Here is a 24,128-nt window from a genome sequence, read left to right as displayed (position 1 = left end):
CCCCGTCACCAGCGCACCGGGACCTCGCGCAGGCCGCCGACGAGGAGGCCCTCGACCTTGCGCAACTCATCGGCGGGGACGGCGAGTTCGAGGGTGGGGAGTTTGCGGAGGAGAACTTCGAGGACGACCTGCAGCTCCGTGCGCGCGAGGGCCTGGCCGAGGCAGGAGTGCGGCCCGGCGCCGAACGTCAGGTGGGGGTTGGGGCTGCGGGTCAGGTCCATCTCGTCGGGCGAGGCGAAGACCCGGTCGTCCCGGTTGGCGGAGGACATCCCGCAGAACACGGTGGTGCCGCCCGGCAGCAGTTCCCCGTCCAGCTCCACGTCCTCGCTCAGATAGCGCCGCATCCCGAACGCGCCGAGGTTCGCGTCGAAGCGCAGCACCTCCTCCACCGCCGTACGGACGAGGGAGGGGTCGGCGAGCAACTGCTCCCAGCGGCTGCGGTCGGCCAGCAGCAGTGCGACCATCTTGCCGATCATGTTCGCGGTGGTCTCGTGGCCGGCCACCAGCAACCCCATGCCGGTGGCGAGGAGTTCGGCGTCGGTGAGGCGTTCCTCCTCCGGCAGCGCGGCGCTCTCCACGATCAGTGTGCTGAGCAGATCCTCGCCCGGTGCGGCGCGCTTGGCCTCGACCAGGGCGGACATATAGCCCGCGAACTCCGTGAACGCCGCCCGGGTCTCCTCCTTCGAGAAGCGGCTGACGTTCAGGAACGCGTCCGACCAGTGCGAGAAGCGGTCGCGGTCCTCGGCTGGAGCGCCGAGCAGGTCGCAGATGACGTAGACCGGGAGCGGGAAGCCGAGGGCCGCCTTCAGGTCGGCGGGTTCACCCGGCGTGGCGTGCTCGATCATCTCGTCGAGCAGGGACTCCGCGATCCGCGCCATGCCGGGGCGCAGGGCCGCCATGCGTTTCGCGGTGAAGTACCGGCCCACCTGGCGGCGCCAGCGCAGATGCTGCTCACCGTGCTCGGGGATCGCCAGCGTGTACTCGGGGCTCGCGTCGGCCGCGACGCCGCCGGAGCCGTCGGCGGAGAGCCGCGCGGTGTCCTCGCCGGCGCGCGGGCGGGCGAAGCGGGGGTCGGAGAGGAGGGCGCGGACGTCGTCGTAACGGCTCACGAATTTCGCCCGGTCGCCGCTCGGCAGCTCGACCGTGGCCACCGGGCAGCGTGCGCGCAGCCGCTCCCACGCGGCGGGCGGGTCCAGCGGCCCGGCGCTGACCATCGGCAGCCGGACCACTTCCTCACCACCACCGCTCGTCCCAGCCGTTCCTGTCCCGACCGTGTCTGTCTCGGCTTTGCCCATCTCGGCATCTCCTAGTGGGGGGAGGGAGGGAGATGGGAATGCACGCTACATGGGTAGTGCATCCTGCATCAATGGTGCATCATGCACCATCCATGCATGGCGCAATCTCGACGTAGGGTGAGGGGCCCATGGAGACCAGACAGGCAGGAGGAGACCGGTGGATGCCCGAGAGGCGGGGAAGCGCATCGAGCGGGAACTGCTGATCCTGACGCGGAACCGCGAGACGTCGACGCCCCGTGGCGTCCGCGACGGCGGTGCCCTGGACCGCAGCGCCTATGTTCTGCTCACCAGGCTGGAGGCCCAAGGGCCCATGTCCATCCCGGACTTCGTGGAGGCGTTCGGGTTCAACGCGTCCACGTTCACCCGGCAGACCTCCGCGCTCCTGCGAGAGGGGCTGGTGGAGCGGACCCTCGACCCCGACGGGGGAGTGGCCCGTAAGTTCCGGATCACCGACAAGGGGGCGGCTCGCCTCACCACGCAGCGCGAGGAGTTCGTCGCCGGGCTCACCGGCGTCATCGCCGACTGGCCCGCCGAACGCCTTCGGCGCTTCGTCGCCGACCTGGAGCAGTTCAACACCGACATCGAACGTGTCAGCGGACGTTCTTGGCCACGCCCGATGGCCGAGGGCTGACCGCCTGGCAACGGTCAGCCCTCTGGTGTCCTGCGTGCGGCGGTGTGTGGCCGTGCGTCAGTTCACGCACACGATCCCGAGCAGGCAGAGCCCCGAGGGGGACGTCGTCGCCGTGTCGGAGCTCGAACCGTCCGATGCGCCCGTGTCCGAACCGGAGCCCGAGCCGGAGCTTGATCCCGTGTCCCCGCCCGAGCCGCTTCCCGCTTCCGAGCCGGTGCCCGAGCCGTTGTCCGCGCCGGAGCCCGATCCCGTGCCGGTGCCCGCGTCCGACGAGGAGCCGGAGTCGTCTGTGGCCGGCGGTGTGGTCGCCTCGTCCGACGGGGCGGCGGCGGTGTCGTCGGCGGCCGACCTGCCGGCGCCCGAGGAGCCGGTCCGCGCGTCCTGTGCGGACGGCGTGGCCGAGTCCGTGCGGGGCGAGTTGGGTTGCTCGGCGCGGGAGTTCGACCGGCTCGCGGTGGAGCGGTCGCGTGCGGGGTCGCCGGACGGGGTCCATGAGGGGGAGTCGTCCGGGGTGCGCCGGGCGTCGTCGGTCTCCGTCGCCGACGCCCGGTCGCGCTGCGAGCCCTGTTGCTCGACGGAGCCGAGGCTCTCGGCGTCCGGGGCCGTGGCCGCCTGGGTGCGGTCGGTGGACTGCCGGTCCATGCCCATGACGGTCAGTCCGCCACCGACCAGCGCCACGGCGGTCGCGACGACGGCCCGGCGCTGGTTCTTCTTCCACCGCGCCAACTGACGCCGCCGGGCGGCCCGCCCCTGCGGCACCACGTCCACGCCCTCGACGTCCACGCCGTTCACGCCGTCCACGCCGTTCACGTCGCGAGCGGCATCCGTGTCAGCGGTCCGGTCAGCGATCCGGTCGGTGTTCCGGCCGAGGTGCCCGCCGTCGATGCCTGCCGAGTCGTCCGCCGGTGCCCCGCCGTGCCACCCCTCGTCCGTCGCCCCGTACTCCCACGTCGCCGCCGGCAGTACCGGTGCCGCCGGTGTCGTCGGCGGCATGGGGATCATCAGCGGCGCGGTCGCCGTCCCGGTGGGCCCGGACGGGTCGACACGGCTGTCGATCGCGGCCGGGGCTATGTCGGGCGCGTAGGCGCCGCAGCCCGGGCACACGAGGGCACCGTTGAGATGTCGGCGACATGAGGAGCAGTAGTCCATCGAGGTCTTCCTGTGTTGGCATGCCGTCGACCCGCCGGGCCGCGGCCCGGTCACATCACGTTCGCACGTGGGATCGAGCGGATCGAGCGGTCAGCAACGCTAACGAGCCATTCTCAGGGCTGTGTGCAGGCTGTGTGACGCTCCTGCGCGGATTCCCCGGGGACTTGGAACCGGTTCCGCAGGGATGCGCGGGCGTGTGTTTGAGCCGTGCTCGCCACACCTTCCGTTGAATTCCGTCCCAACAGGCAACCCGGGCACGTCTTTTGCCGGTCTCACAGGTTGCTCACAGGGCGAGCGGAACGAGCCCGGTCGGCCCGGGGTGCGTGGGGGTGCATCCGTTCGGCCGACCGCAGGTCCGCCGTCGTCCGTGGGCTGTCCAGTCCGATGCCCCTGACCAGGGCACTCGCAGACGAGGAACCGATGACCAGCCAGATGACCAGCTCCTCCAGCCCGACCGGCGAGACCGGTCCGGCGAGCTCGACCAGCTCGCCCGGCCCGGCCGGTGCTCAGGACCGCCGCCGCCTGAAGCGCCCGGCACTCGCCGCCCTGGCGTCGCTCACCGTGGTCGCCGCCGTGGCCGGGGCCGCCCCCGGCGCCGGTGCCGCGCCCGCCGCGAAGCCCGGGACGCCGCAGATCAAGCTGATCGCCGCGTCGAACTCCGTGACGCTCACCCGCTCCGAGTGGATGGGCGGTGTCAGCCTCCAGCTCGGGACCTACCTGTCGGTCGACAACGCGCCCCTGGAGCTCCAGGTGACGCGGAAGTCGTACAAGGACCCCGTCGTCGTCAAGCAGTTCCTGCGCGACGGCAAGACCACCAAGACGAAGACGCTGCCGAAGGGCGTCGTCGACGACTTCTCCGGGCTGAAGGGCTTCCTGGAGATGTCGATCAAGAACGCGGCCGGCGAGGAGGTCCTGAAGAGCGAGAACACCTTCTGTCCGAACAACGCCTCGGGCCGCATCCGTCCGGACGCCCCCGACCTCAACCACTATCCGCAGAGCTGTTCCACCAACCCGTGGACGCTGGGCTCGGTGTGGGGCATCGAGAAGGGCTGGGCCACCAACACCACCCAGTTCGACTACGAGAACGGGGTGGACCTGCCGGCCGGCGAGTACACCGCCCAGGTCGGGGTCGCGAAGAAGTACCGCGACCTGTTCGGCATCCCCGACGACCGGCCGACCATCAAGGTGACGGTGCGGGAGGAGCCTGCCGGCGAGGACGGCGGGGAAGGCGGCGTGGGCCTGGCCCCGTCGAAGTCGTCGTCCTCCGCCCACCACGGCGGCGGGCACGGCGGAGCCCACGGCGGTCACGACGCGCAGTCCGCCCCGGCCGGACAGCCGGCTCCGGACAACCACCACTACGGCCCGCGCGGCGCCGACGCCCCGACGCCGCCCGAGCTGTCCTTCGCCCTTCAGGACCGGGGCCTGGCCAACCACCTGGGCGACGGCAAGGGCCACACCGACGGCTCCCGCATCGCGCCCGCGCTGCAGGCGGCCCCCAAGCGTCCCACCGGCAAGGCGGGCGCCCCGGCGAACACCCCCAAGCCGGACCTGCGCTCGCTGCCCGCCTGGGACATCGCCATCACCGACGGCGAGGACGGCGACGCACCCGGCAAGGACTACCTCGCCTTCAGCGCCAACGTCTGGAACGCGGGCCCCGCGCCGCTCGTCGTCGACGGCTTCCGCAAGCCGGGCGCGAACCTGATGGACTCGTACCAGTACTTCTACGACGCCAAGGGCAAGCAGGTCGGCTACGCGCCCGCCGGCACCATGGAGTGGGACCCGCGCGAGGGCCACGAGCACTGGCACTTCACGGACTTCGCCAGCTACCGCCTGCTCAGCGCGGACCAGACCAAGGAGGTGCGCTCCGGCAAGGAGGCGTTCTGCCTGGCCAACACCGACGCCATCGACTACACGGTGAAGAACGCCAACTGGCACCCGGACAACACCGACCTGTCCACCGCGTGCGGTTCCGAGGACGCCATCAACGTCCGTGAGGTCCTCGACGTCGGCTCCGGCGACACGTACACCCAGTACCGTCCCGGCCAGTCCTTCGACATCACCGACCTGCCGAACGGCACGTACTACATCCAGGTCATCGCCAACCCGGAGAACCGTCTCCAGGAGGCCAACCACAAGAACAACATCGCGCTCCGCAAGGTGATCCTCGGTGGCACGGAGGGCGCCCGCACGGTCCAGGTCCCGCCGCACGACCTGATCGACGCCAAGTGACAGTCGACGCCAAGTGACAGCGGTCTGATCCGCCCCCGGCGGCAACGAACCCCCAGGCCCAGGGCCTGGGGGTTTCGCCGTATGGGGAGGGTGAGTGGGGGGTGTCGGTGTGCGGTGGTGGGACGGGGGCGTCACGCCTTCGCCGCGGCCACCTGCCCCTCCGCCTCTACCGACGGCGCCGGGCCCTGGGCGTCCGGTGCCGGGACGGCCGCGCGGCGCTTCGGGATGAAGGAGGCGAGGAGGAAGGCGAGGAGGGCGGCGCCGGCGCCGATGGCCATGACGACCTTGAAGCCGTTCTCGGAGGGCAGCGCGTAGCCGCCGAAGTCGGTGGTCATCTGGGCGAGGATGACGCCGGCGAGGGCGCTGGCGAACGACGTGCCGAGCGAACGCATCAGCGTGTTCAGGCTGTTGGCGGCGGCCGTCTCGGACTCCGGCACGGCACCCATGATCAGCGCGGGCATCGCGCCGTAGGTGAAGCCGACACCGCCGCCGATGACGCAGGAGACCAGCACGAGGTGCCAGACCTCGCTCATCAGGACGATGTTGAGGCCGTAGCCGGCGGCGACGATCAGCGCGCCGACCATCAGCGTCACCTTCGGGCCCTTGGCCTTGGTGAGCCCCGCGGACACCGCGGACATCACCATCATGACCAGACCCTGCGGGGCCAGCACCAGACCGACGGTCATCATGGACTTGCCGAGGCCGTAGCCGGTCTGCTCAGGCAGCTGGAGCAGCTGCGGCAGGACCAGCGACATCGCGAACATCGAGAACCCGAGCGCCACCGAGGCCAGGTTGGTGAACAGCACCTGGGGGCGGGCCGTGGTCCGCAGATCGACCAGCGGCTGCTTCGCCCGCAGCTCGTAGAAGCCCCACGACGCGAGGATCACGACGGCGGCCGCGAACAGGCCCAGCGTCGTCCCGCTCGTCCAGCCCCAGTCGGCGCCCTTGGACACGGCCAGCAGCAGGGAGACCAGACCGGCGGACAGCCCGAGCGACCCGACCAGGTCGAAACGGCCGCCGGTGCGCACCTTCGACTCCGGTACGACGGTCAGGACCAGCAGGAACGACAGGGCGCCCAGGGCGGCGGAGGTCCAGAACAGCAGGTGCCAGTTCCAGTTGTCCGCGATGAACGCGGCGGCGGGCAGTCCGAGCGCGCCACCGACACCCAGCGAGGCGCTCATCAGCGCGGTCGACCCGGCGAGCCGCTCGGCGGGCAGCACGTCCCGCATGATGCTGATGCCGAGGGGGATGACGGCGGCCGCGAGTCCTTGCAGACCCCGGCCGATGATCATCGGTACGAGCGAGTCGGCCAGCGCGCAGACCACCGAGCCGGACACCAGCAGCACGATGCTCAGCAGCAGCATCCGTCGCTTGCCGAACATGTCACCGAGGCGCCCCACGACCGGGGTGGCCACGGCCGCGGCGAGCAGGGTCGCGGTCACCGCCCAGGCGGTGTCGGACGCCGGCGCGTCCAGCAGTCTCGGCAGCTCCGGCACGATCGGGATGACCAGTGTCTGCATCAGCGCGACGACGATCCCGGCCAGCGCCAGCACCGCCACCACGGCGTTCGGCCGCGACGGGGTACCGGCCCCCGCGTCGGCGGGTCGGGCAAGGGCGTGGGACATGGCATGGCCTCCGTTTGCTTTGCTTGACTTACTCAACCATAAGTCTATTGCTTGACTTACGCAAGTTAAATCTTGTGGGGGTCGGGGAGGGGCAGGTCGGCGACCACCTCGAAGCCGCCGTCGGGGCGTGGTCCGACGCTGAGGCGCCCGCCGACGGAGTGGGCACGCTCCCGCATACCGAGGAGCCCGTACCCGCCGCGGGGGGTGTCGCCGGAGCCGGAGCCGGAGCCGGAACTGGAGTCGGAGCCGGAGCTGTCGCTGTCGTTGGAGATGGTGAGGCGGAGTCGCTTCGAGGTGTAGGCGAGGTGGACGTCGGCGGTGCGGGTGGGGGCGTGTTTGGTGACGTTGGTGAGGGCCTCCTGGACGATGCGGTACGCGGTGAGATCCGCCCCGGCGGGCAGCGGCCGCGGCTCGCCCTCCCCGGTGACGGTCACCTTGAGACCGGCGTGCGCGAACGAGGCGGCCAGTTCGGGAAGTCGGGCGAGACCGGGGGTCGGGTCGGGGACCTTGTCCTCCTCGCCCTCCGCGCGCAACAGCCCGACGGTGGCCTTGAGTTCGCGTACGGCCGAGGTGGTGGTGCCGGAGAGCTCGGCGAGGAGCCGCTCGGCCTCGTCGGGCCGGGTCCGTACGAAGCGGCCCACCGCCGTGGCCTGGAGGTTGGCCAGTACGAGGTGATGGGCGACCACGTCGTGCAGATCCCGTGCGATGCGCATCCGCTCCTCGGTGACCCGCCGCCTGGCCTCCTCGTCCCGGGTCCGCTCGGCGTGCTCGGCCCGCGCCCGTACGGCCTCCAGATACGCGCCCCGCAACCGCGTCACCGTGCCCAGCGAGGTCGGCAGCAGCAGCCAGGCCGTGGGTCCGAGCAGCTTCAGCACCAGGGGCTCCCCGTCCGGCCCGGAGACCAGACCTGTGACCACCAGGGCCACGACACCGGAGAGCGTGAAGGAGTTGGCCGTGCCCCGGTTCGTCCGCATCGCCAGCGAGTACAGCGCGACCATCGTCGGCGCCAGCAGGAGGGCGGTGAGCAGATAGCCGAGCGCGCACGCGGCGATGGCACACACCAGCGTCACCGCCACCGTCGTACGCGGACGAGTGTGCCGCCCGAGCAGGGCCAGGCAGGACGCCGCCGCCAGCAGCATCCCCGGCCACCACGGCGCCCCCGGTCCCTGTCCGGGCAACGTGAGCAGGCTGCCGGGGAAGGAGCAGGCGAAGAGCGCCGGCACGAGGGCCGCGTCGGCGGCACGGCGGACGGTGTGGGGGCCGGGGCCGGGGGCGGAGCCGAGGGGAGTCGTCGACGGGGGTGGATTCGGGGGCGCGGTCGTCATGGTCGGGGTCCCTGCCGGTGTGGGCGGTGGCCTACCGGCGGGCCCGGCGGCGGAACGGGGGGAGTGTTCCGGCCGCCGGGCCGCCGATCGCGCCGTGCCCCGTCCCCACGGGTCCGGCGCGCTGGGGTCGCTCTCCGCTTCGGGCGACCCCGGTCTGGGGGTTCATCTCCATTGCTTGACTTAGGCAATCATAGAGACTTACTTAAGTCAAGCAATCTTTACGCGCGCATCCAGGGTGGCGGTCCATGTCGTGGATGCCGAGGTCCGGCCGGTTCCACCGGCGAAGACGACCAGGCGCAGTACCAGGAAGCGGCCGATGCCGGCGAGGGCGGAGGCCGAGAGGTAGACGAGTTGCTCCGTCAGGGCGCCGGGGGAGGGCTGGAGTAGGTGGAGGGCGGTCATCGCGGCGGTGGTCGCGGCGTACGCGGCGGCGGCCGAACCGGCGGACTGCCAGTGCTCGCGCCAGCCGGGGCGGTGGGGGGTCGCGAAGGTGAAGCGGGCGTGCAGCTCGGTGCAGAGCAGGGTGGAGGCGATGGTGATGACCGCGTTGGCCAGAGCCCAGGGCATCGCCCCGGCGAGGAGGGCCACCGCTCCGCTGGAGAGGAGGCCGACGCCGCCACCGAAGAGGACGAAGCGCGCGAAGGATGAGAGGGGGTCGGGGGTGGAGCCCGCCTGGGCGGCGTGGGGGGCGGGGTTCATGGCGGGCTCCGTCCGGGGTGCGTGCGGCGACTCGGCGGGGTGGCCCGAGCGAGTGCCGGATTACTTGACTTACTCAAGCATATGCAGATTGCTTGACTTAGGCAAGTACTGCGCTCGGAGTACGCCCGTAGTAGTACTGATCCGATGTCGCAGCAGCTGCCTGAACGGCCTCCCGCGCCCGGAGACCGCGTGCCCATGACGCCGATAACCGCCGACGCGCCCGACGTGATCGCGCGCCCCCTGCTCACCCAGTCCTGGCTCGACCTGACCTTTCTGCACTGGGCCGTCGAGCCGCAGGCCGTCGCCGGACTGCTGCCGCCGGGGACGGTGCCCGACACGCTGGACGGGGTCACGTACGTCGGGCTCGTCGCGTTCCGGATGCACAAGGTCGGGTGGCTGAGGTTGCCCGGCGTGCCCTACCTGGGCAGTTTTCCCGAGACCAATGTGCGGCTGTACTCCGTCGACCGGGACGGGCGGCGCGGGGTCGTCTTCCGCTCGCTCGACGCGTCGAGGCTGTTGCCCGTGGTGGTGGGACGGCTCGGTTTCCGGATGCCCTACGTGTGGGCGCGGATGGACATCGCGTCCCGGGGCGGCCACGTCGGTGACCTGGTCACCTACACCAGCTCCCGACGCTGGCCCGGTCCGCGCGGGGCGCGGAGCCGGATCGTCGTGCGGGTGGGGGAACGGATCGACGAGCCGACCGGCCTGGAGCATTTCCTCACCGCCCGCTGGGGGATGCACGGGGCGTTCTTCGGCCGGTCGGTGTTCCTGCCCAACGCCCACCCGCGCTGGCCGCTGCACCGGGCCGAGCTGATGACGTGCGAGGAGGACCTGGTGGCCGCGGCCGGGCTGTCGGCGCCGGCCGGGCCACCGGTCAGTGTCCTGTACTCACCCGGTGTCCCGGCCCGCTTCGGCCGCCCCGCCCGACCGGCGGGCATCCCCACCCCCTGACGGTGGCGGCGGAAGAGCGACCAGGGCCTCCGGCGAGACGGTGTGGTCGAGGAGGTGGAGGGGCGCCGCACGGACTCCGGCTGCCTCGGCGGCGTGCCAGTGGGCGAGGGCGCGGGGGAGGTCGACGAGGCCGTGGATCAGGGGGAGTTCCGTACGGGGGCCTGTGGCGTCGCCGGAATCGCGGGTCGCGGTACGGGTCGTGGTGGGGTTCGCGTCGGGGGCGGCGTGGGTGAGGTGGGCGTGGAGGAGGGACTCAAGGCGGCAGGAGGCGAGGGTGTCGGGGAGGTGGAGCGTGAGGTGGTGCTGGGTGCGGGCGGTGGCGTGGCCGGTGAGGGCGGCGGCCGGGAGATCCGGTGACAGGTGGGTCTCGGTGGAGTCGAGGGCCAACAGGCCGCCCCCCACGATCAGTACGTCCCGCTCGCGTCTCATCCGCTCCAGGGCCCGCGCGGTGTCGAAACAGTGCGGGAAGGAGTCGTCCACGACGATCGTGCCGGGGCGCAGCCGGTCCACGTCCAGCAGGGCCGTGGGGCCGCCGCTGACCGCCGTGACGATGAGGTCGGACGACTCGTAGACCTCGGTGGGGAGGGTGCGGGGGTCGGTGGACTCGACGACCCGTACGGCCGTCGTGGGGTGGGCGGTCGACAGTTCCGCCGCCAGATGGTGGAGGCGGGGGGCGCTGCCGGGGACGTCGCAGAGCAGGAGGCGGGTCGGCGGGGCGGGGCTGAGGGCGAGCAGCAGACGCAGGGACGACGTGCCGATGGAACCGAGGCCGACGACGGCGAGGGTCAGCCCGGCCAGTTCTCGGTCGGTCGCCCGGAGCGCGGCGCGCACGGTTTTCACGACGGCGACGGTGGTGGCCGCGTGGCCGGTGGTGAGGGTGGTCGGAGCGGTTGAGGTGGTCAAGGCACGGGGTGTCGCCGGGAGTTCCCGGAGGACGTCGTAGCCGTAGCCGGTGAGGGACGGGATCATGCCCGCCAGGGAGACGCAGCGGGCACCGAGGGACGCGGCGTGGTCCACGGCGCGGGCGGTCAGGGCGGCCAGGGTGCTCGGGGCGGACGGGGTGGTCGGGGAGGCCGGGGTTGGGTCGGTCGGGTCCGGGTTCAGGTCGGTGGGGAGCGGGCCGGTGAGTTCGTCCTCGAACAGGGGGAGGGAGACGAACCCGGATCTGCCCAGGGGGGTGGTGACGGTCTCCAGGACTCGGGGGCGGCCGTCCGGGAAGAGGAGGGCGCGGAGTTGCGCGCGGCTCGGGACCGCGTGTGCGCGGAGCCCGGCGAAGGCGGCCAGGTGGTGAGGGGCCGGGAGGTAGCCGATGAGGGCCGCGTCGAGGGCGTGGTCACGGCCCGGAGATTCCTCCAGCTCTCCCCTCAACTCCTCTGCGAAGTCGGTGAGTTGGTCCGCCGACATGGCCTTCGACGACGCGCGCGCCGTGATGCTCAGTCCTTCGCCGTCCGGGGAGGGGCGTACGGCCAGGAAGACGTCGGTGCCCACCGGCGGCGGGGCGAGTTCGGTGTCGCCGTCGTCGGCCCGGAGGGACAGCGTGGTGTCGGGCGGCGCGTCGAGCGAGCCGAAGTCGAGGAACGTGAAGAAGAACTGGGCGGTACGGGGCAGCCCTTGGGCCGTACGGAGGTCCAGGGGGCCGGTGGCGCGGGCCGCGAGCGTCTCGGCGGCGATACGGCGGAGGTCCTCGGCGAAGCCCGGGGCGGGCTCGGCACTGTCGGACGGTGACACCGGGCGCAGCGCCACCGCCTCGGCGAACGGGCCGAAGACGCGGTGGGCGTCGTCGACCGTCTCGTCCCTGCCGGTCACGGCCAGACCGAGGACCAGGTCGCGGCGGCCGGCGAGGGCGGCGAGGGCGCGGTAGTACGCGGTGAGGACGGGGGCGTGGAGCGTGGTGCCCGCCGTCCGGGCGAGGCTGCGCAGGGCCCGGGTGCGGTCGGCATCCAGGGTGAGGGTGGTGGTGTGGAAGGCGGGGGTGTTCCCGACGGAGTGGGCGTGGAGGACGGGCGGGGTGTACGGGGTGTGGTGGCGGGCGCGGTAGTCGTCGTCTGTCTGTGGGGCCGGTGCTGGTGCTGGTGCCGGTGTCCGGGCGGGTGTGGTTCGGCGGAGGACGTGGTCGCGGAAGGTGGAGGTCAGGGGGTCCAGGCCGTGGGGGAGGCCGCGTTCGAAGCGGCCGTACACGGTGAGGAGTTCGCGGGTGAGGAGGGCCGCGCTGTAGCCGTCGCCGATGAGGTGGTGGGCGTGGACGAGGAGGACGTGTTCGTCCGGGGCGAGCGTGAACAGGCGCAGGCGGAACAGGGGCCAGGCCCAGGGTTCGAAGCGGCGGCTCGCCTCCTCGGCCGTCCGTTCCTCCAGCAGACCGGGGTGGGCCAGGGTCTCCGTCTCGACGGGAAGCCGGAGCGAGGCGGGGAGTTCCTGCTGCACGGGTGGGCGCGCGCCGGCCGGGAAGACCGTGCGGAGCATGGGGTGCCGGGCCATGAGGACGTCCACGGCCCGTTGGAACAGGTCGGGGTCCAGGGCGCCGTCGATACGGAAGCGTGCCAGCCAGGCGGGGTTGGGGCCGACGCCGGACGCGAGGGCGTCGGCGAGCAGGAAGCCCTGCTGGGAGGGGGTGAGGGGGTAGGGGGTGGAGGGTGCGGGGTGGTGATCGGTTTGGTGCTCTTCGGTCGGCGTGACGGCTTTGGTCGTGGTGGTGTCGATGGCTGTGGCCAGGGCCGTCAGGGTGCGGTGGGTGTAGAGGGCGGTCGGGCGGGGCAGCGCGGGGCGCTCGTGGCGTAGCCGCGCGAACAGTTCCAGCACGGTCATGGAGTCGCCGCCGAGGCTGAAGAAGTCGTCCTCGCGGCTGATCTCGGACGTCGGCAGGTCCAGCAGTGCGGACCAGGTGCGCGCCAACAACTGCTCGGTGGGGGTGGTGGGTGGTGTGCGCCGAGGGGCCGGGAGCGTGGTTTCGCCACGGGGAGCGAGGCGGTTGCGGTCGATCTTGCCCGTGCCGGTGAGGGGGAGGGCCGGGAGGGAGTGGACGCGCGCGGGGAGCATGTACGGGGGGAGGGTTCGGGAGAGGAAACCGCGCACCTCTCTGGGGTCGAGGGCCTCGGCGGAGTGGGGAGTGTGGGGGGCGTGGGGGGTGCCGGTCCTGGGCTCCACGTACGCCTCCAGGCGCCCGTCGCGCAGCAGGACCGCCGCGCGGGAGACTCCCGGGTGGGTGAGCAGGGCGGCCTCGATCTCGCCGAGTTCGACGCGGTGGCCGCGGACCTTGACCTGGTCGTCGAGCCGGCCCAGGAACTCCAGTACCCCGTCGGCCGTACGGCGGACGCGGTCGCCGCTGCGGTACCAGCGGCGGCCGTCCCGTTCGGCGAAGGCGGCGGCGGTGAGGTGGGGGTCGCCCAGGTAGCCGGGGGTGAGGCCGGTCCCGGCGATCAGGAGCTCGCCGGGTTCGCCGGTGGCGCACTCGTGGCCGTCCTCGCCGACGACGGTCAGTTCCGTACCGGTGATCGGGCGGCCGATGGGGAGGTGGCGGACGTCGTCCGCCGGGCGGGTGTCGATGATGTGGCAGGTGGCGTTGATGGTGGTCTCGGTGGGGCCGTAGAGGTTGGCTATCCGTCCGCCGTTCCGTCCGCCGGTACCCGTGAGGTCGAACCAGCGGCGTACGTGGGCGGCGGGCAGGGCCTCGCCGCCCACGTGGACCCAGCGCAGGGCGGAGAGGTCGAGGGCGGTGCCGCCGTTGCGGCGGGCGTGTTCCTCGGCGGCCGTGAGCAGGCGTTCCCACAGGGTGGGGACGGAGCTCCAGACCGTGATCCGGTCCGCCACGACATGGTCGAGCAGGGCCTCAGGGTCGCGCAGCAGGTCGCGCGAGAGGGTGTGCACGGTGGCGCCGACCAGCAGGGGTGCCAGCAACTGCCGTACGGAGGCGTCGAAACAGGCCGACGCGGTCTGTGCGAGCCGGTCGCCGGGGCCGTAGCCGAAGGTGGCCAGCGACCAGTCGAGGTAGTTCGTCATCGACCGGTGGGTGATGGGGACGGCCTTGGGGTGGCCCGTCGAGCCGGAGGTGAAGATGACGTACGCGATGGCGTCGGGATCGGGCGAGGGGGCCAGTTCGGCAGCTGTGGCGGGTTCGGGGGCCCGAGGGGTGTCGGGATCGGGGACCGGGACGACGGTGATGTCGTCCAGGGCAGTGGCCGTGTCGTGGGTCGCCGGGGCGCAGACCAGGACGCGAACTCCCGTACGGGACAGCTGATCCCGGTGCCGGGCGGTGGGGTGGGTGGCGTCCAGCGGTACCCAGCCGGCGCCCGCCCGCAGGATGCCGACGACTCCGGTGACCGTGGCCGTGCCGCCCGGTTCCGTGAGGAGCCCGACCAGGTCGCCGGGGCGTACGCCGTGTGCGCGCAGCCGGGTGGCGAGGTCGGCGGAGGCGGCGTCGAGGTCGGCGTAGGTGAGTGTGGTCCCGTCGTCGGCGGCGACGGCGAGGGACCGGGGGGTGGCGCGGAACTGGGCGCCGAGACGGTCCACGATTCCGCCGCGGCCTGTGTCGGCCGTGATGGGGGCCGGGGCGGCGGGGGTCGTCGCCGTGGCGGCGGCCCGCAGTTCCGTGACGTACTCGTCGGCGAGGCGGTGGACGGTCTCGGGGCGGAACAGGTGGGCCGGGTGGTTCCACGACAGGCGCAGGGCGGCGTCGGCCTCCCAGCAGAGGAGGCCGAGGCGGGTGGCGGCGGAGGCCGTGGCCGCGGCCGTCGGGGTGACGGTGACGGGCCAGTCGGGGCCGTGGACCACCGGGAAGCGGGCGAAGCTGAAGCCGGCCTCGGCCACCGTGCGCGGTGCGGGGCCTGTGGCGGGGCGCACCTCGGACAGCAGTCGGGCGAAGTCCACGCTGCTCAGGGTCGCGTGGGCCTCGGCCTCCCGCCAGATCCCACGCAGCCGGTCGGCGAGTGCGGCGACCGGTTCGGCCGGGTCGATGTCCACGAACACCGGCAGGGTGTCGGCCAACGGTCCCACCAGACGGTCGATGCCGGCGATCGGAGACTCCCGCCGCGCCCGGGCCACATTGACCGCGACGGCTCGCCGTCCGCTCCACCGCGCCAGACAGCGGCCGTACACCGCCAGCAGCAGGTGGAACAACGAGACCTCGTGTCGCGCGGCCGTCTCACGGAGCGCGGCGGTCAGTTCCTCGTCGAGGTCGGTGCGGTGGTGGGTGAGGGGTGGGGTGGGGGGTGCCTCGGGGTCGCCGTCGTAGGGGAGGGAGGGGAGGGACGGTGCGTGTGCGGCCAGGTGGGTGCGCCAGTGGTCGAGGTCCCGCGCGTACGCCGGGGACTGGCGTTCGGTGGTGAGGGTGGCGGCGTAGTCCGTGAACTGGGCTGGTGGGGTAGGTAGTTGGGCGGGGTCCCCGGCGCGGGTCAACGCCGTGTAGAGCGACCAGAGTTCCTCGGCCATGAGCTTGAGGCTGAAGCCGTCGGCTGCGGCGTGGTGGACGACGAGGAGCAGGTGGGCGAGGTGGGTGTCCTCGGGGACGACAACGGCTCGTACCGGGTCCTCCGTCCTGAGGTCGAACGGGCGGTTGCAGAGGTCGTGTTCGAGCTGGTGCAGGTCGTGGGGGTGGAGGTGGTCCTGGATCTCGTACCAGCGCGGAGCCGTGTCGAGGGGGCCTGCCGGGGCGGCGTACTGGCTCGGGCGGGCGGTTCCGTCGTCCGTGATCCGCATGCGCAGCATGGGGTGGCGGGCGGAGAGGTGGGCGAGTGCCTGGCCGAGGACGGTGGTGTCGAGGGGGCCGCTGATGCTCTGCCGTACGTAGCCGTAGGCGGTGAGGCCCTCGTGGAGGGTTTCGGTGGTGTGGAAGGCGAGTTGGAGGGGGGTGAGGGGGTGGGGGGTGAGGGGGGTGAGGGGGGTGTCTGTTGGGGGTGGTGTGGGCCGGGATGCCGGCTCTGGCTGGGGGGTCGGGGTGGGTGGGGTGGTGGCCAGGTGGGTGGCCAGTTCGGTGATCGTGCGGTGTTCGAAGAGGAGGGTGGCCGGGAGGGGGTGGCCGAGTTCGCGTTCCAGGCGGCGGGCGAGGTCGACGGCGCTGAGGGAGTCCAAACCGAGGGTGAGGAAGGGTTCGTCGTCGCCGATGTCCTGTGGGGGGCGGTGCAGGGCGTCCGCCAGGAGGTGGCGGATGACGGTGGCTACGTCGGTAGAGGTGGGGTGGCGCCTGATAGCTCGGGGGGTGTTGTGCGTCGGCGGCTGCGGGTGTGTCGTGGCTGATCGCGCCCACGCGGCGGAGCCGCACATGTCAGGGCCCCGCGCCCCTATGGGGCCTGCGGCCTCCATGGGGCCTGCGGCCTCCATAGGGGCCGTCGAGGGTGTGTTGGGCGTGGCTGTTATCAGGACGTGGGGCGTGTTCAGGGTGAGTGCCGTGTGGAGGGCTGCCAGGGCTTCCCCGGCGGTCATGGGGGTGAGGCTGTGCGTGGGTGAGTGGGTTCCGCCGGCCAGGCCCGTGTCGCTGACGGGGCCGAAGGCGATGCTCTGCCAGGGGCGGCCGGCGGCGCGTTCGGCGGTGGCGAAGGCGTCGAGGAAGGCGTTGGCGGCGGCGTAGTCGCCGAGGGCGCCGGCCAGGCCGGGCAGTACGGCGGAGACGGACGAGAAGGCGACGCATACGGCGCCCTCCTGGCCGTGCCGCCGCAGCGCCTCGGCGAGCAGCCTCGTACCGCGCACCTTCGCGGCGAGCACGGCCTCGATCTCGTCGTCCGGCTTGCCCCGCAGGCTGCCGGGGCGAGCCGTACCCGCCGCGTGGAACACGGCGTCCAGGGGTGGCAGGCCGGCCACGAGTTCGTCGACGGCGTCCGCGTCGGTGATGTCGGCCGCCTGGTAGCGGGCGAGGGCGCCCAGCGCGCGGAGTTCGTTGAGCAGGGTGCGGGGCGGGGTGGGGGTGCGGCCGGTGAGGACGAGCGTGGGCGTGCCGCGTTCCGCGAGGTCACGGGCGAGCGCGGAGCCGAGACCGCCCGCGCCTCCGGTGATCAGGTAGGTGCCGTTCGGGGGGAGGGGGGTGGGCGGCGACGGGGTGGGGGTCGGGGGCGCGGCGGCGACGCGGGTGAGGCGGCGGCCCGTTCGCCAGGCGACGGTGCCGGCTGTGGTTGCGTCCGCGCTCAACTCACGTGCCAGTGAGGTGAGTTGGTCGTCCAGTGGGTCCTGGGCGGACAGGTCGATGCTCAGCGAGGTGAGGCTGGGCTGTTCCTCGGCGAGGGCCAGGGCGAAGCCGTGCAAGAGGGCTTGTTCGGGGTGGGGGTGGGCGGAAGCGTCGTCGGTGTCGGTGTCGGTGTCGGTGTCGGTGCCGGGCTCAAGGCTGTACGCGTTCTCGGTGACGAGCAGGAGACGGGTGGGCCGGGGGAGGGGCGTGCCGAGCGCCGCCAGCACCTCGCGCAGGGCGGAGACGGCCGTGCCGGCCTCCGACTCCGGGCCCGTGGCGCCTCCGGCGAACCACAGCACGGCCTCCGGGGTGGCCCCCAGGGCTGGGGCTACTTCCGCCCCGGCGTCGTACGGGCCTTGCGTGGGCGTCGAGTTCAGCACCGTCACGCCGCGACCGGTGAGCCGGTCGGTGAGGGAACGGCGCAGGGGGGTATCGGCGCCGGTGAGGCGTACGGCGCGGGGGGCGGGGGCGGCGGTCAGCGGGGCGTCGCGCCAGAGGAGGGGTTGGGGGGTCGGCAGGCCGAGGGGAAGGGCGCCGGGAGTGGGCGCCTCAGCGGGCTGGGGCTGGGGCTCGGGTGCGGGTGCGGGCTCGGGCTCGGGTGCGGTGTCGAGGCGTCGTGGCCAGTGGTGTTCGCGCTGGAAGGGGTACGTGGGGACGGGGACCCGTCGCCGTGTCGTGTTCCTGGCCGGAGACGTCGGGGACAGCGGGGTTCCACGGGCCCAGAGCCGACCGACGGTTTCGAGCAGGGCGCCCGCTCCCCGCGTCGGCCCTTCGCCGGGTGTCGGCGCGGGCAGGACCGTCACCTCGGTGGGTGCGACGGCGGGGTGGGCGGCGGTGACCGTGTGGATCGGGGCGGCGAGGGAGGTGCCGGGGCCGAGTTCGACGAAGGTGTCGTAGCCCTCGTCGAGGAGCCGGGCGATGGCGGGGCCGAAGCGGACGGGGCGGATCGCGTGGTCGCGCCAGTAGCCGGAGCCGGGGTTCAGGTCGGGGGCCCAGTCACCGGTGACCGTGCTCAGCATCGGAACGGTGGCCGGGTGCACGGTCAGGGCCTTCGCCGCGTTGTGGAGGGGGTCGAGTACGGGGTTCAGCAAAGGGGAGTGGAAGGCGTGGGAGACGGGGAGGCGTCGGGCGGCCACGCCACGGGCGGTGAGCGCCGCGACCGCTCGCTCGACGGCCTCGGCCTCGCCCGACAGCACGACCTGGGTGGGTGAGTTGACGGCGGCCACGGTGAGCGTGCCGTCGGAGTCGGCGACCAGGGTGGCGACGGTTGCCTCGTCTCCCCGTACGGCCGCCATCGCGCCCGGTGTGGTGAGCCCGCCCATCAGGCGGCCGCGTTCGGCGGCGAAGCCGACCGCCTCGGCCAGGGGCAGGGCGCCGGCGACGCAGGCGGCGGTGATCTCGCCGACGCTGTGCCCCACGACCGCGTCCGGTGCCACACCCCATGCGGCCAACTGCCCGGCCAGCGCCACGCCGAATGCGACGAGCAGGGGCTGTGCCACCTCCGTCCGGGCCAGAGCCTCGGGCTCGGCGGCGTCGTCCAGACACCAGGCTGCCAGGCTCCGCCCCAGCACCGGCCCCGTGAGGGAGGAGGCCTCCTCCAGAAGGTCCCGGAACACGTCCGCCGAGCGCCACAACTCCCTTGCGGCAACGCTCTGTTGGGCCCCCTGCCCAGGCATGACGAAGACAACCTGGGCCCGCCCCCGGGCCCGCCCCGTCGCAACCCGCCCCGACCGGGCGAGGGCTTCGCTACGCAGCGACCCGGCCACACCGGCACCGCCACTGAAGGCCGCCGACCTGCTGGTAGCCGCCGTGCTGGTGGTGGTGGCTGTGCTCGGGGTTGCTGCCGTCTGGACCGCTTCGAGCCGGTCCGCGAGGTCTCCCTCCGTCACCACGGCCAGTCGGTGCGGCCCCTCGTCGCGGGCGGTGTTGACGGTGGCGCACACGTCGCCCTCGTCCAGTTCGGGGTGGGCCCGCAGATGCGCGGCCAGTTCGGCGGCGGCGGCGCGCAGGGCACCCTCGCTCCGGGCGGACAGGGTCAGCAGGTGCGGGCCGTCGGCGACCGGGGCCGCCCCGCCCGGCCGGCCCCCGTCCCCCGGCGCCTCCTCCAGGATCGCGTGGGCGTTGGTGCCGCCGAAGCCGAAGCTGTTGATCCCGGCGGTCAGGGGGAGGCCGTCCGGGCTGGTCCACTCCTCCTGTTCGGTGACGAGGCGGAAGCCGGGCGCCGTGTCGGCGAGGAAGGGCGCGGGCGGGGTGGCGTGGGGCGACGGCGGGAGCCGGCGGTGCGTGAGGGCGAGGGCGACCTTGACCAGCGCGGGCATCCCGGCCGCGTTGAGCAGGTGCCCGACGTTCGTCTTCACCGAGCCGAGCCGCCGCGTGACCCCGTCGGCACGGGACGGGAACGCCTGCCCGAGCGACCGCGCCTCGACCGGGTCACCGATCGGCGTCCCCGTCCCGTGCGCCTCCACATACGTCACGTTGGCCGGATCGACACCGCACTCCTCGTACGCCCGGCCGATCACCTCGCGCTGCCCGCGCGGCGTCGGCGCGAGGAGGCCGAGCGAGCGGCCGTCGTTGTTCACGGCCGTGCCGCGTACGAGCGCGAGGACCGGGTCGTCGGCGGTGCGGGCGTCGTCGAGGCGGGCGAGGACCAGCGCCGCGCCGCCCTCCCCCGGCACGAATCCGTCCGCGTCGGTGCCGAACGCACGGCACCGGCCCGTCGGCGACAACGCGCCCGTCGCCGCGAGGAGACGCCGGCCGGTCGGCGTCAGGCCCAGATTGACGCCGCCGACCACGGCGAGGTCGCACTCGCCGTTCAGCAGGCTGCGCCGGGCCAGGTGCAGGGCGACGAGGGCGGAGGAGCAGGCCGTGTCGACGGCCAGGGCGGGACCGTCGAGGTCCAGCATCTGGGAGACACGGGCGGGGATCAGGTTGGGCAGGTTGCCGGTGAGGGCGCCCGGGTGGCGGGCGAGGTCCCCGTCGGCGGCCTCGGCGAGGACCTCGCGGTAGCCGCTGTCGCCGGTCGCCGCGAAGACCCCGACCCTGCGGCCGACCCGCCGGGGCCCCGCGTACCCGGCACGTTCCAACGCCTCGTGCGCCAGCTCCAGAAAGATCCGCGCCTGGGGATCGGTCGCCCGCGCCTCCGCGTCGTCCATCCCGAAGAAACGGGCGTCGAAGGCCCCGGGGTCGGGCAGCCGGCCGGCCGCGTCCCCGCCGACAGTGTCCCCACCGGTCGTGAGCAACTCCCAGAAGTCCTCGGGCGTATCGACTCCGGGAAACCGGCAGGCGACGGAGAGAACAGCGAGGGCCCCGACGGGACCGCTGTCGCTACCCGCGCCGCCCGGACGGGCTTCGGGCTCTCCGGGGGCGCGGGGTCCTGACTTGTGCGGCTCCGCCGCGTGGGCGCGATCAGCCGCGACGGGTCCGGGGTCGCCGGCGAGAGGCTCTCCCCGGGCGGCGAGGCGCTCCACCACATACCCGGCCAGTCCCGCCACTGTGTCGTGGTCCCGCAGAGCACCCGGCTCCACCGTCACCCCGAACACGTCCTCCAACCCGCCCAGCACAGCCATCGCCTTGAGCGAGGAACCCCCGAGGTCGTAGAACCGCTCCCGCGGCCCCACCTCGGACACGGGCACCTCCAACACCCGCGCCCACACCTCCCGTACGGCCTCCCGCACCTCCCGCAGCGAACGAGGAACCTCCTTCGGCCCCTCGCCCACCACCAGAGCCGCCGCACCCACCGCACCCCCCGGCGCCACGCTGCCCCACCGCTCCTCGACCGCCGCGTACTCCCCGGCCTCGAACCGCTCCCGCAGCACCCCCCGCCGCAGCTTCCCGCTGGTCGTCCGCGCGATCGCCCCCGGCGGCAACGGCAGCACCCGTACGTCGTCGTGCCCGAGGACCTCCCGCAGCCGGCCGGTGGCGGCGCGGAGCACCGGCGCCGCGGTCGCCCGCTCGGGCCGGGCCCACGGCACGAACGCGACGACCCGCTCGCCCCCGCCGTCCGGATCGGTGGACCCCACGACGGCCACGGCACCCGGCGGCAGCCCCGGCGTCGCGGCGACCGTCTCCTCCAGGTCGGACGCGTGGAACGTACGGCCGTTGACGAACACGACGTCCTTGTGGCGCCCGGTGACGCACAACCGTCCGCCCCGCAGGAACCCCAGGTCGCCCGTGCGCAGCCAGCCGTCGTCCCCGAACGCCGCCGCGCTCGCCTCGGGCGCCCGGTGGTACCCGCGCCCCAGCTGCGGCCCCCGCACCTCCACATGCCCGACCCGCGACTCGCCCGCCGGGGCCCCGGTGTCGTCGGTGATACGGATCTCGCACCCCGCCACCGGTCGCCCGAGGTCCATCAACTCCACGGCGTGCGGCCCGGGTCGCGTGTCCACCACCCGCCCTGCGGCGAGCGCGGCCCGGTCCAGCACCAGCGGGGTCGCGGTCTCGCCCAGCGGCGGTACGGTCACCGCGAGGGTCGCCTCGGCCAGGCCGTACACCGGCAGCGGGGCGCGCGGGTCGAGCCCCGCGGGGACCGTGAGCGCGGTGAACTCCCGCCAGACACGCGGCGCGATGGGTTCGGCGCCGACGAGCAGCAGGCGTACGCAGCCGAGGTCGAGTCCGGCGAGCACGGCGGCCGGGACGCGGCGTACGGCGAGGGCGAGGGCGAAGTTCGCGGCGGAGAGGAGGGTCGCGCGGTGGCGGTCCACGGCCTCGAACCACAGGGCGGGCCGCTTCGCGAAGGACAGCGGCTCGATCCGTATCTGCTTCACCCGCGCGGCCATGGGGACCAGATGCGTGCCGATGAGGCCCATGTCGTGGAAGTACGGCATCCAGGTGGCGAGGACGTCGTCCGGGGTGATCGCCATCGCGGTGCGGATCTGGCGGAGGTTGGCGAGGACCCCGGCGTGGGTCAGCTCCACGCCCTTGGGGGCGCCCGTGCTGCCGGAGGAGAACTGGAGGAAGGCGACGTCGTGGGGGGCGGGGCGGTGGAGGCGCTGGGGCGGACGGCCCTGCCGCAGGTCGTTCAGCCGCAACACGCGTAGAGACGTGGCCGGTTGCCCCGCCGCCCGCTCGTACGCGACCGCCTCCCCGGCGCCCTCCCCGCCCCCGCCGTCCCCGCCGTTCCCGTCAGTCCCCTCGGCCTCATCGGTCAGGGGGGTCAGCGCGGTCAGAACCGTGGCCGTCGACTCGGTGTCCGTCAGCACCGGCGGTCTGCCGAGGAGTTCCCAGACCGGGCCGATCCGGCGGGGTTCCGGGGCGAGGGGGACGGGGACGGCGCCCGCCGCGAGCGCGCCCCAGAACAGGGGCTGGAAGGTGTCGCCCCGGTCGGCGACCAGGGGCAGCGGGGTGCCGGGCGTCACGCCCGCCGCGAGCAGGCCGCCGGCCACGCGCAGTGCGTCGTCGCGGAGTTCGGCGAAGGTGACGGTGTGCTCGCCGCCGTCTCCCCGGACGTGCACGACGGTCTGGCCGGGGGTCTCCCGAGCCGCCCCGAGCAACACGTCCAGCAGCGTCGAGTCCGCCCCGCCGTTCACACCTTCATACGATCTCTCCACCGTGCGGACCCTACAAGCCGTTTCAGCCGGGGCCGCGGCCTAGCATGCTGCGGCATGGTGATGTTGGTGCATCTGACCTCGGCGGCGAACGCGCCGCGCATCCGGCGGGCCGGTGTCCGCGCCGCGTCCCACGGGCAGGGCGGGGCGCGCGGGGTGTACTGCTTCCCCGTGCTGCCCTCGTACACCCTCACCCACCAATGGCTGCGCGAGCTGGGCCGGTTCGGCAGCAGGGGCGGGCTGGTGGCTGTCCATGTGCGGCTGGACGACGCCGAGGAGGTGCTCGTCGGGCGGTACTCGGACCGCGCGCGAGGCCGGCAGGTCACCGTCACCGGGGCCGAGGCCGTACGGCGGATCGGCGCGCTCGCGGACCCGCGTGGATGGGAGGTCTTCGTGCCCCGGGCGATCCGGGCGCGCGAGGTGCACCGGGTGCGGTCGGCGCCGCAGGTCGTGGGGTGGCGGTATCTCCCCGACGCCCACGGCACCCGGCCCTGCACCTGCTTCGGCTGCCGGGTGCGCGGCGGCTACGGCTCCCGCCGCCTGCGCGAACGCCTGCCCCACCCCCTGGACGGCCCACCGCCGCCCGTACGGGTCCTCCTCACCCGGATCGCCGAGGCGAGCACCGCCACCGGCCCCGCCGTGCTCCGGGAGACCCTGCACTGGTTCGGGATGCGTCGGCGGGGGCCGTTGGACCGGCTGGCGCACCTTGCCGGGCACCCCGACCCCGGTGTGCGGGAGGACCTGGTGTGGGCGGTCGCCCACTGGTCCACCCCCGGGGTCGGCGCGCTGCTGGACCGCCTCGCCGACGACCCGCACCCGGAGGTGCGGGAGGCCGTGGAAGCCGTACGGGAGGGATAGTTCGCGAACGCCCTGCCCCGCCGACCGTCACGTCCAGCTGTGGGCCACGTCCACCACGAGGCGGTCGGGGAGCTGGAGCACGCGGAACGGCAGCCGGGCGCGGATGCCGACGCCGATCTGGGTCTCGCCCTCGAAGCTGCCGGCGAAGCGCGTGTCACGGAAGGTGCGGTAGCCGGTGAGGTTCACGCCGGGCAGGGGGCGGGCCACGTCGCCCGGGTAGGCGACCTCGCCCGTCTCGGGGTCGTAGCTGGGCGCGGCGACCCGGATCTCCAGGATGGCCCCGCCCTTCACCGGGATGGGGTCGCCGGAGCCGACCTGGTGGAGCCGGTCGACGTACTGGACCCAGTAGCCGAGGTGGTCGCCGCCGTCGGGGACGTCGAACACGATGCGGTCGAAGCAGTCGTGCCGGCCGGTCCTGATGTTCGACAGCGGCACGGCGCCGCTGTCGGGGCTGCCCTTGACGCCACTGCCCCAGCCGGTCGGGCAGGCCGCCGCGGCACGCGCGGCACCCCCGGGCGCGGCACTCGCGGTGACCGCCGCCGTCCCGATCGCGGTCCCCGCGAGCGCGAGCGCCAGAACCAAGGATCCGATTCGTCGCATGTCGTCCCCCCTTGTTCATACAACGCTTCGGTAGCGCTGATATCAGATGAGACGACCGGTTATGGCGGAAGGTTGT

At 73.4% G+C, this 24,128-nt stretch carries 11 protein-coding genes; 4 read left to right on the top strand and 7 right to left on the bottom strand.

Features of this window, described 5'->3' with window-relative positions; genetic code table 11:
- Positions 1-5: 5 nt before the first annotated feature.
- Positions 6-1,295 (bottom strand): cytochrome P450, encoded by a 1,290-nt coding sequence (locus PUR53_RS03200; RefSeq protein ID WP_443078104.1) that lies wholly within the window; start codon positions 1,293-1,295, stop codon positions 6-8.
- 157 nt (positions 1,296-1,452) lie between these two features.
- Here PUR53_RS03200 and PUR53_RS03195 point away from each other — a divergent pair, with 157 nt between their 5' ends.
- Complete coding sequence (locus PUR53_RS03195; RefSeq protein WP_329907300.1) at positions 1,453-1,926, top strand: MarR family winged helix-turn-helix transcriptional regulator; 474 nt, start codon at positions 1,453-1,455, stop codon at positions 1,924-1,926.
- Between the two features lie 57 nt (positions 1,927-1,983).
- On the opposite strand, the gene PUR53_RS03190 is transcribed toward PUR53_RS03195, so the two are convergent.
- Positions 1,984-3,075 carry an SCO2400 family protein gene (locus tag PUR53_RS03190; RefSeq protein WP_329907298.1) on the bottom strand — a complete coding sequence of 364 codons (1,092 nt, stop codon included), beginning with the start codon at positions 3,073-3,075 and terminating at the stop codon, positions 1,984-1,986.
- A 420-nt stretch (positions 3,076-3,495) separates the two neighbouring features.
- Between PUR53_RS03190 and PUR53_RS03185 the strand changes: the two genes are divergently transcribed.
- Positions 3,496-5,304 carry a lysyl oxidase family protein gene (locus tag PUR53_RS03185; protein ID WP_329907297.1) on the top strand — a complete coding sequence of 603 codons (1,809 nt, stop codon included), beginning with the start codon at positions 3,496-3,498 and terminating at the stop codon, positions 5,302-5,304.
- Positions 5,305-5,435: 131 nt separating this feature from the next.
- Here PUR53_RS03185 and PUR53_RS03180 read toward each other — a convergent pair whose 3' ends face one another.
- From PUR53_RS03180 to PUR53_RS03170, 3 genes are all read right to left on the bottom strand, one after another.
- The gene (locus tag PUR53_RS03180; protein WP_329897140.1) at positions 5,436-6,929 is read right to left on the bottom strand and encodes an MFS transporter; all 1,494 of its coding nucleotides are present in this window, start codon (positions 6,927-6,929) and stop codon (positions 5,436-5,438) included.
- Positions 6,930-6,994: 65 nt separating this feature from the next.
- Positions 6,995-8,254 (bottom strand): sensor histidine kinase, encoded by a 1,260-nt coding sequence (locus PUR53_RS03175; RefSeq protein ID WP_329907296.1) that lies wholly within the window; start codon positions 8,252-8,254, stop codon positions 6,995-6,997.
- A 207-nt stretch (positions 8,255-8,461) separates the two neighbouring features.
- Complete coding sequence (locus PUR53_RS03170; RefSeq protein ID WP_329907295.1) at positions 8,462-8,953, bottom strand: GtrA family protein; 492 nt, start codon at positions 8,951-8,953, stop codon at positions 8,462-8,464.
- Positions 8,954-9,148: 195 nt separating this feature from the next.
- Between PUR53_RS03170 and PUR53_RS03165 the strand changes: the two genes are divergently transcribed.
- A complete protein-coding gene (locus PUR53_RS03165) occupies positions 9,149-9,904 on the top strand; it encodes a YqjF family protein (RefSeq protein WP_329907294.1) in 756 nt (251 codons plus the stop codon).
- Here PUR53_RS03165 and PUR53_RS03160 read toward each other — a convergent pair.
- Positions 9,842-22,597, bottom strand: coding sequence for a non-ribosomal peptide synthetase/type I polyketide synthase (locus PUR53_RS03160; protein ID WP_329907293.1), 12,756 nt, complete (start codon positions 22,595-22,597; stop codon positions 9,842-9,844). The two genes, PUR53_RS03165 and PUR53_RS03160, sit on opposite strands and share 63 nt — an antisense overlap.
- A 54-nt stretch (positions 22,598-22,651) precedes the next feature.
- Here PUR53_RS03160 and PUR53_RS03155 point away from each other — a divergent pair, with 54 nt between their 5' ends.
- Positions 22,652-23,452, top strand: coding sequence for a HEAT repeat domain-containing protein (locus tag PUR53_RS03155; RefSeq protein ID WP_329897135.1), 801 nt, complete (start codon positions 22,652-22,654; stop codon positions 23,450-23,452).
- Positions 23,453-23,479: 27 nt separating this feature from the next.
- Here the strand turns inward: PUR53_RS03155 and PUR53_RS03150 are convergent, their stop codons facing one another.
- Entirely contained in the window at positions 23,480-24,052 is a 573-nt protein-coding gene (locus PUR53_RS03150; protein WP_329907291.1) for an AMIN-like domain-containing (lipo)protein, read from the bottom strand.
- Between the last annotated feature and the right edge of the window lie 76 nt (positions 24,053-24,128).

Origin of the sequence: Streptomyces sp. SP18BB07, from assembly GCF_036322545.1 — a bacterium.
GTDB lineage: Bacteria > Actinomycetota > Actinomycetes > Streptomycetales > Streptomycetaceae > Streptomyces > Streptomyces deccanensis.
The sequence above is the reverse complement of the archived record's forward strand: the minus strand, read 5'-3'. Positions and strand labels throughout refer to the sequence as shown.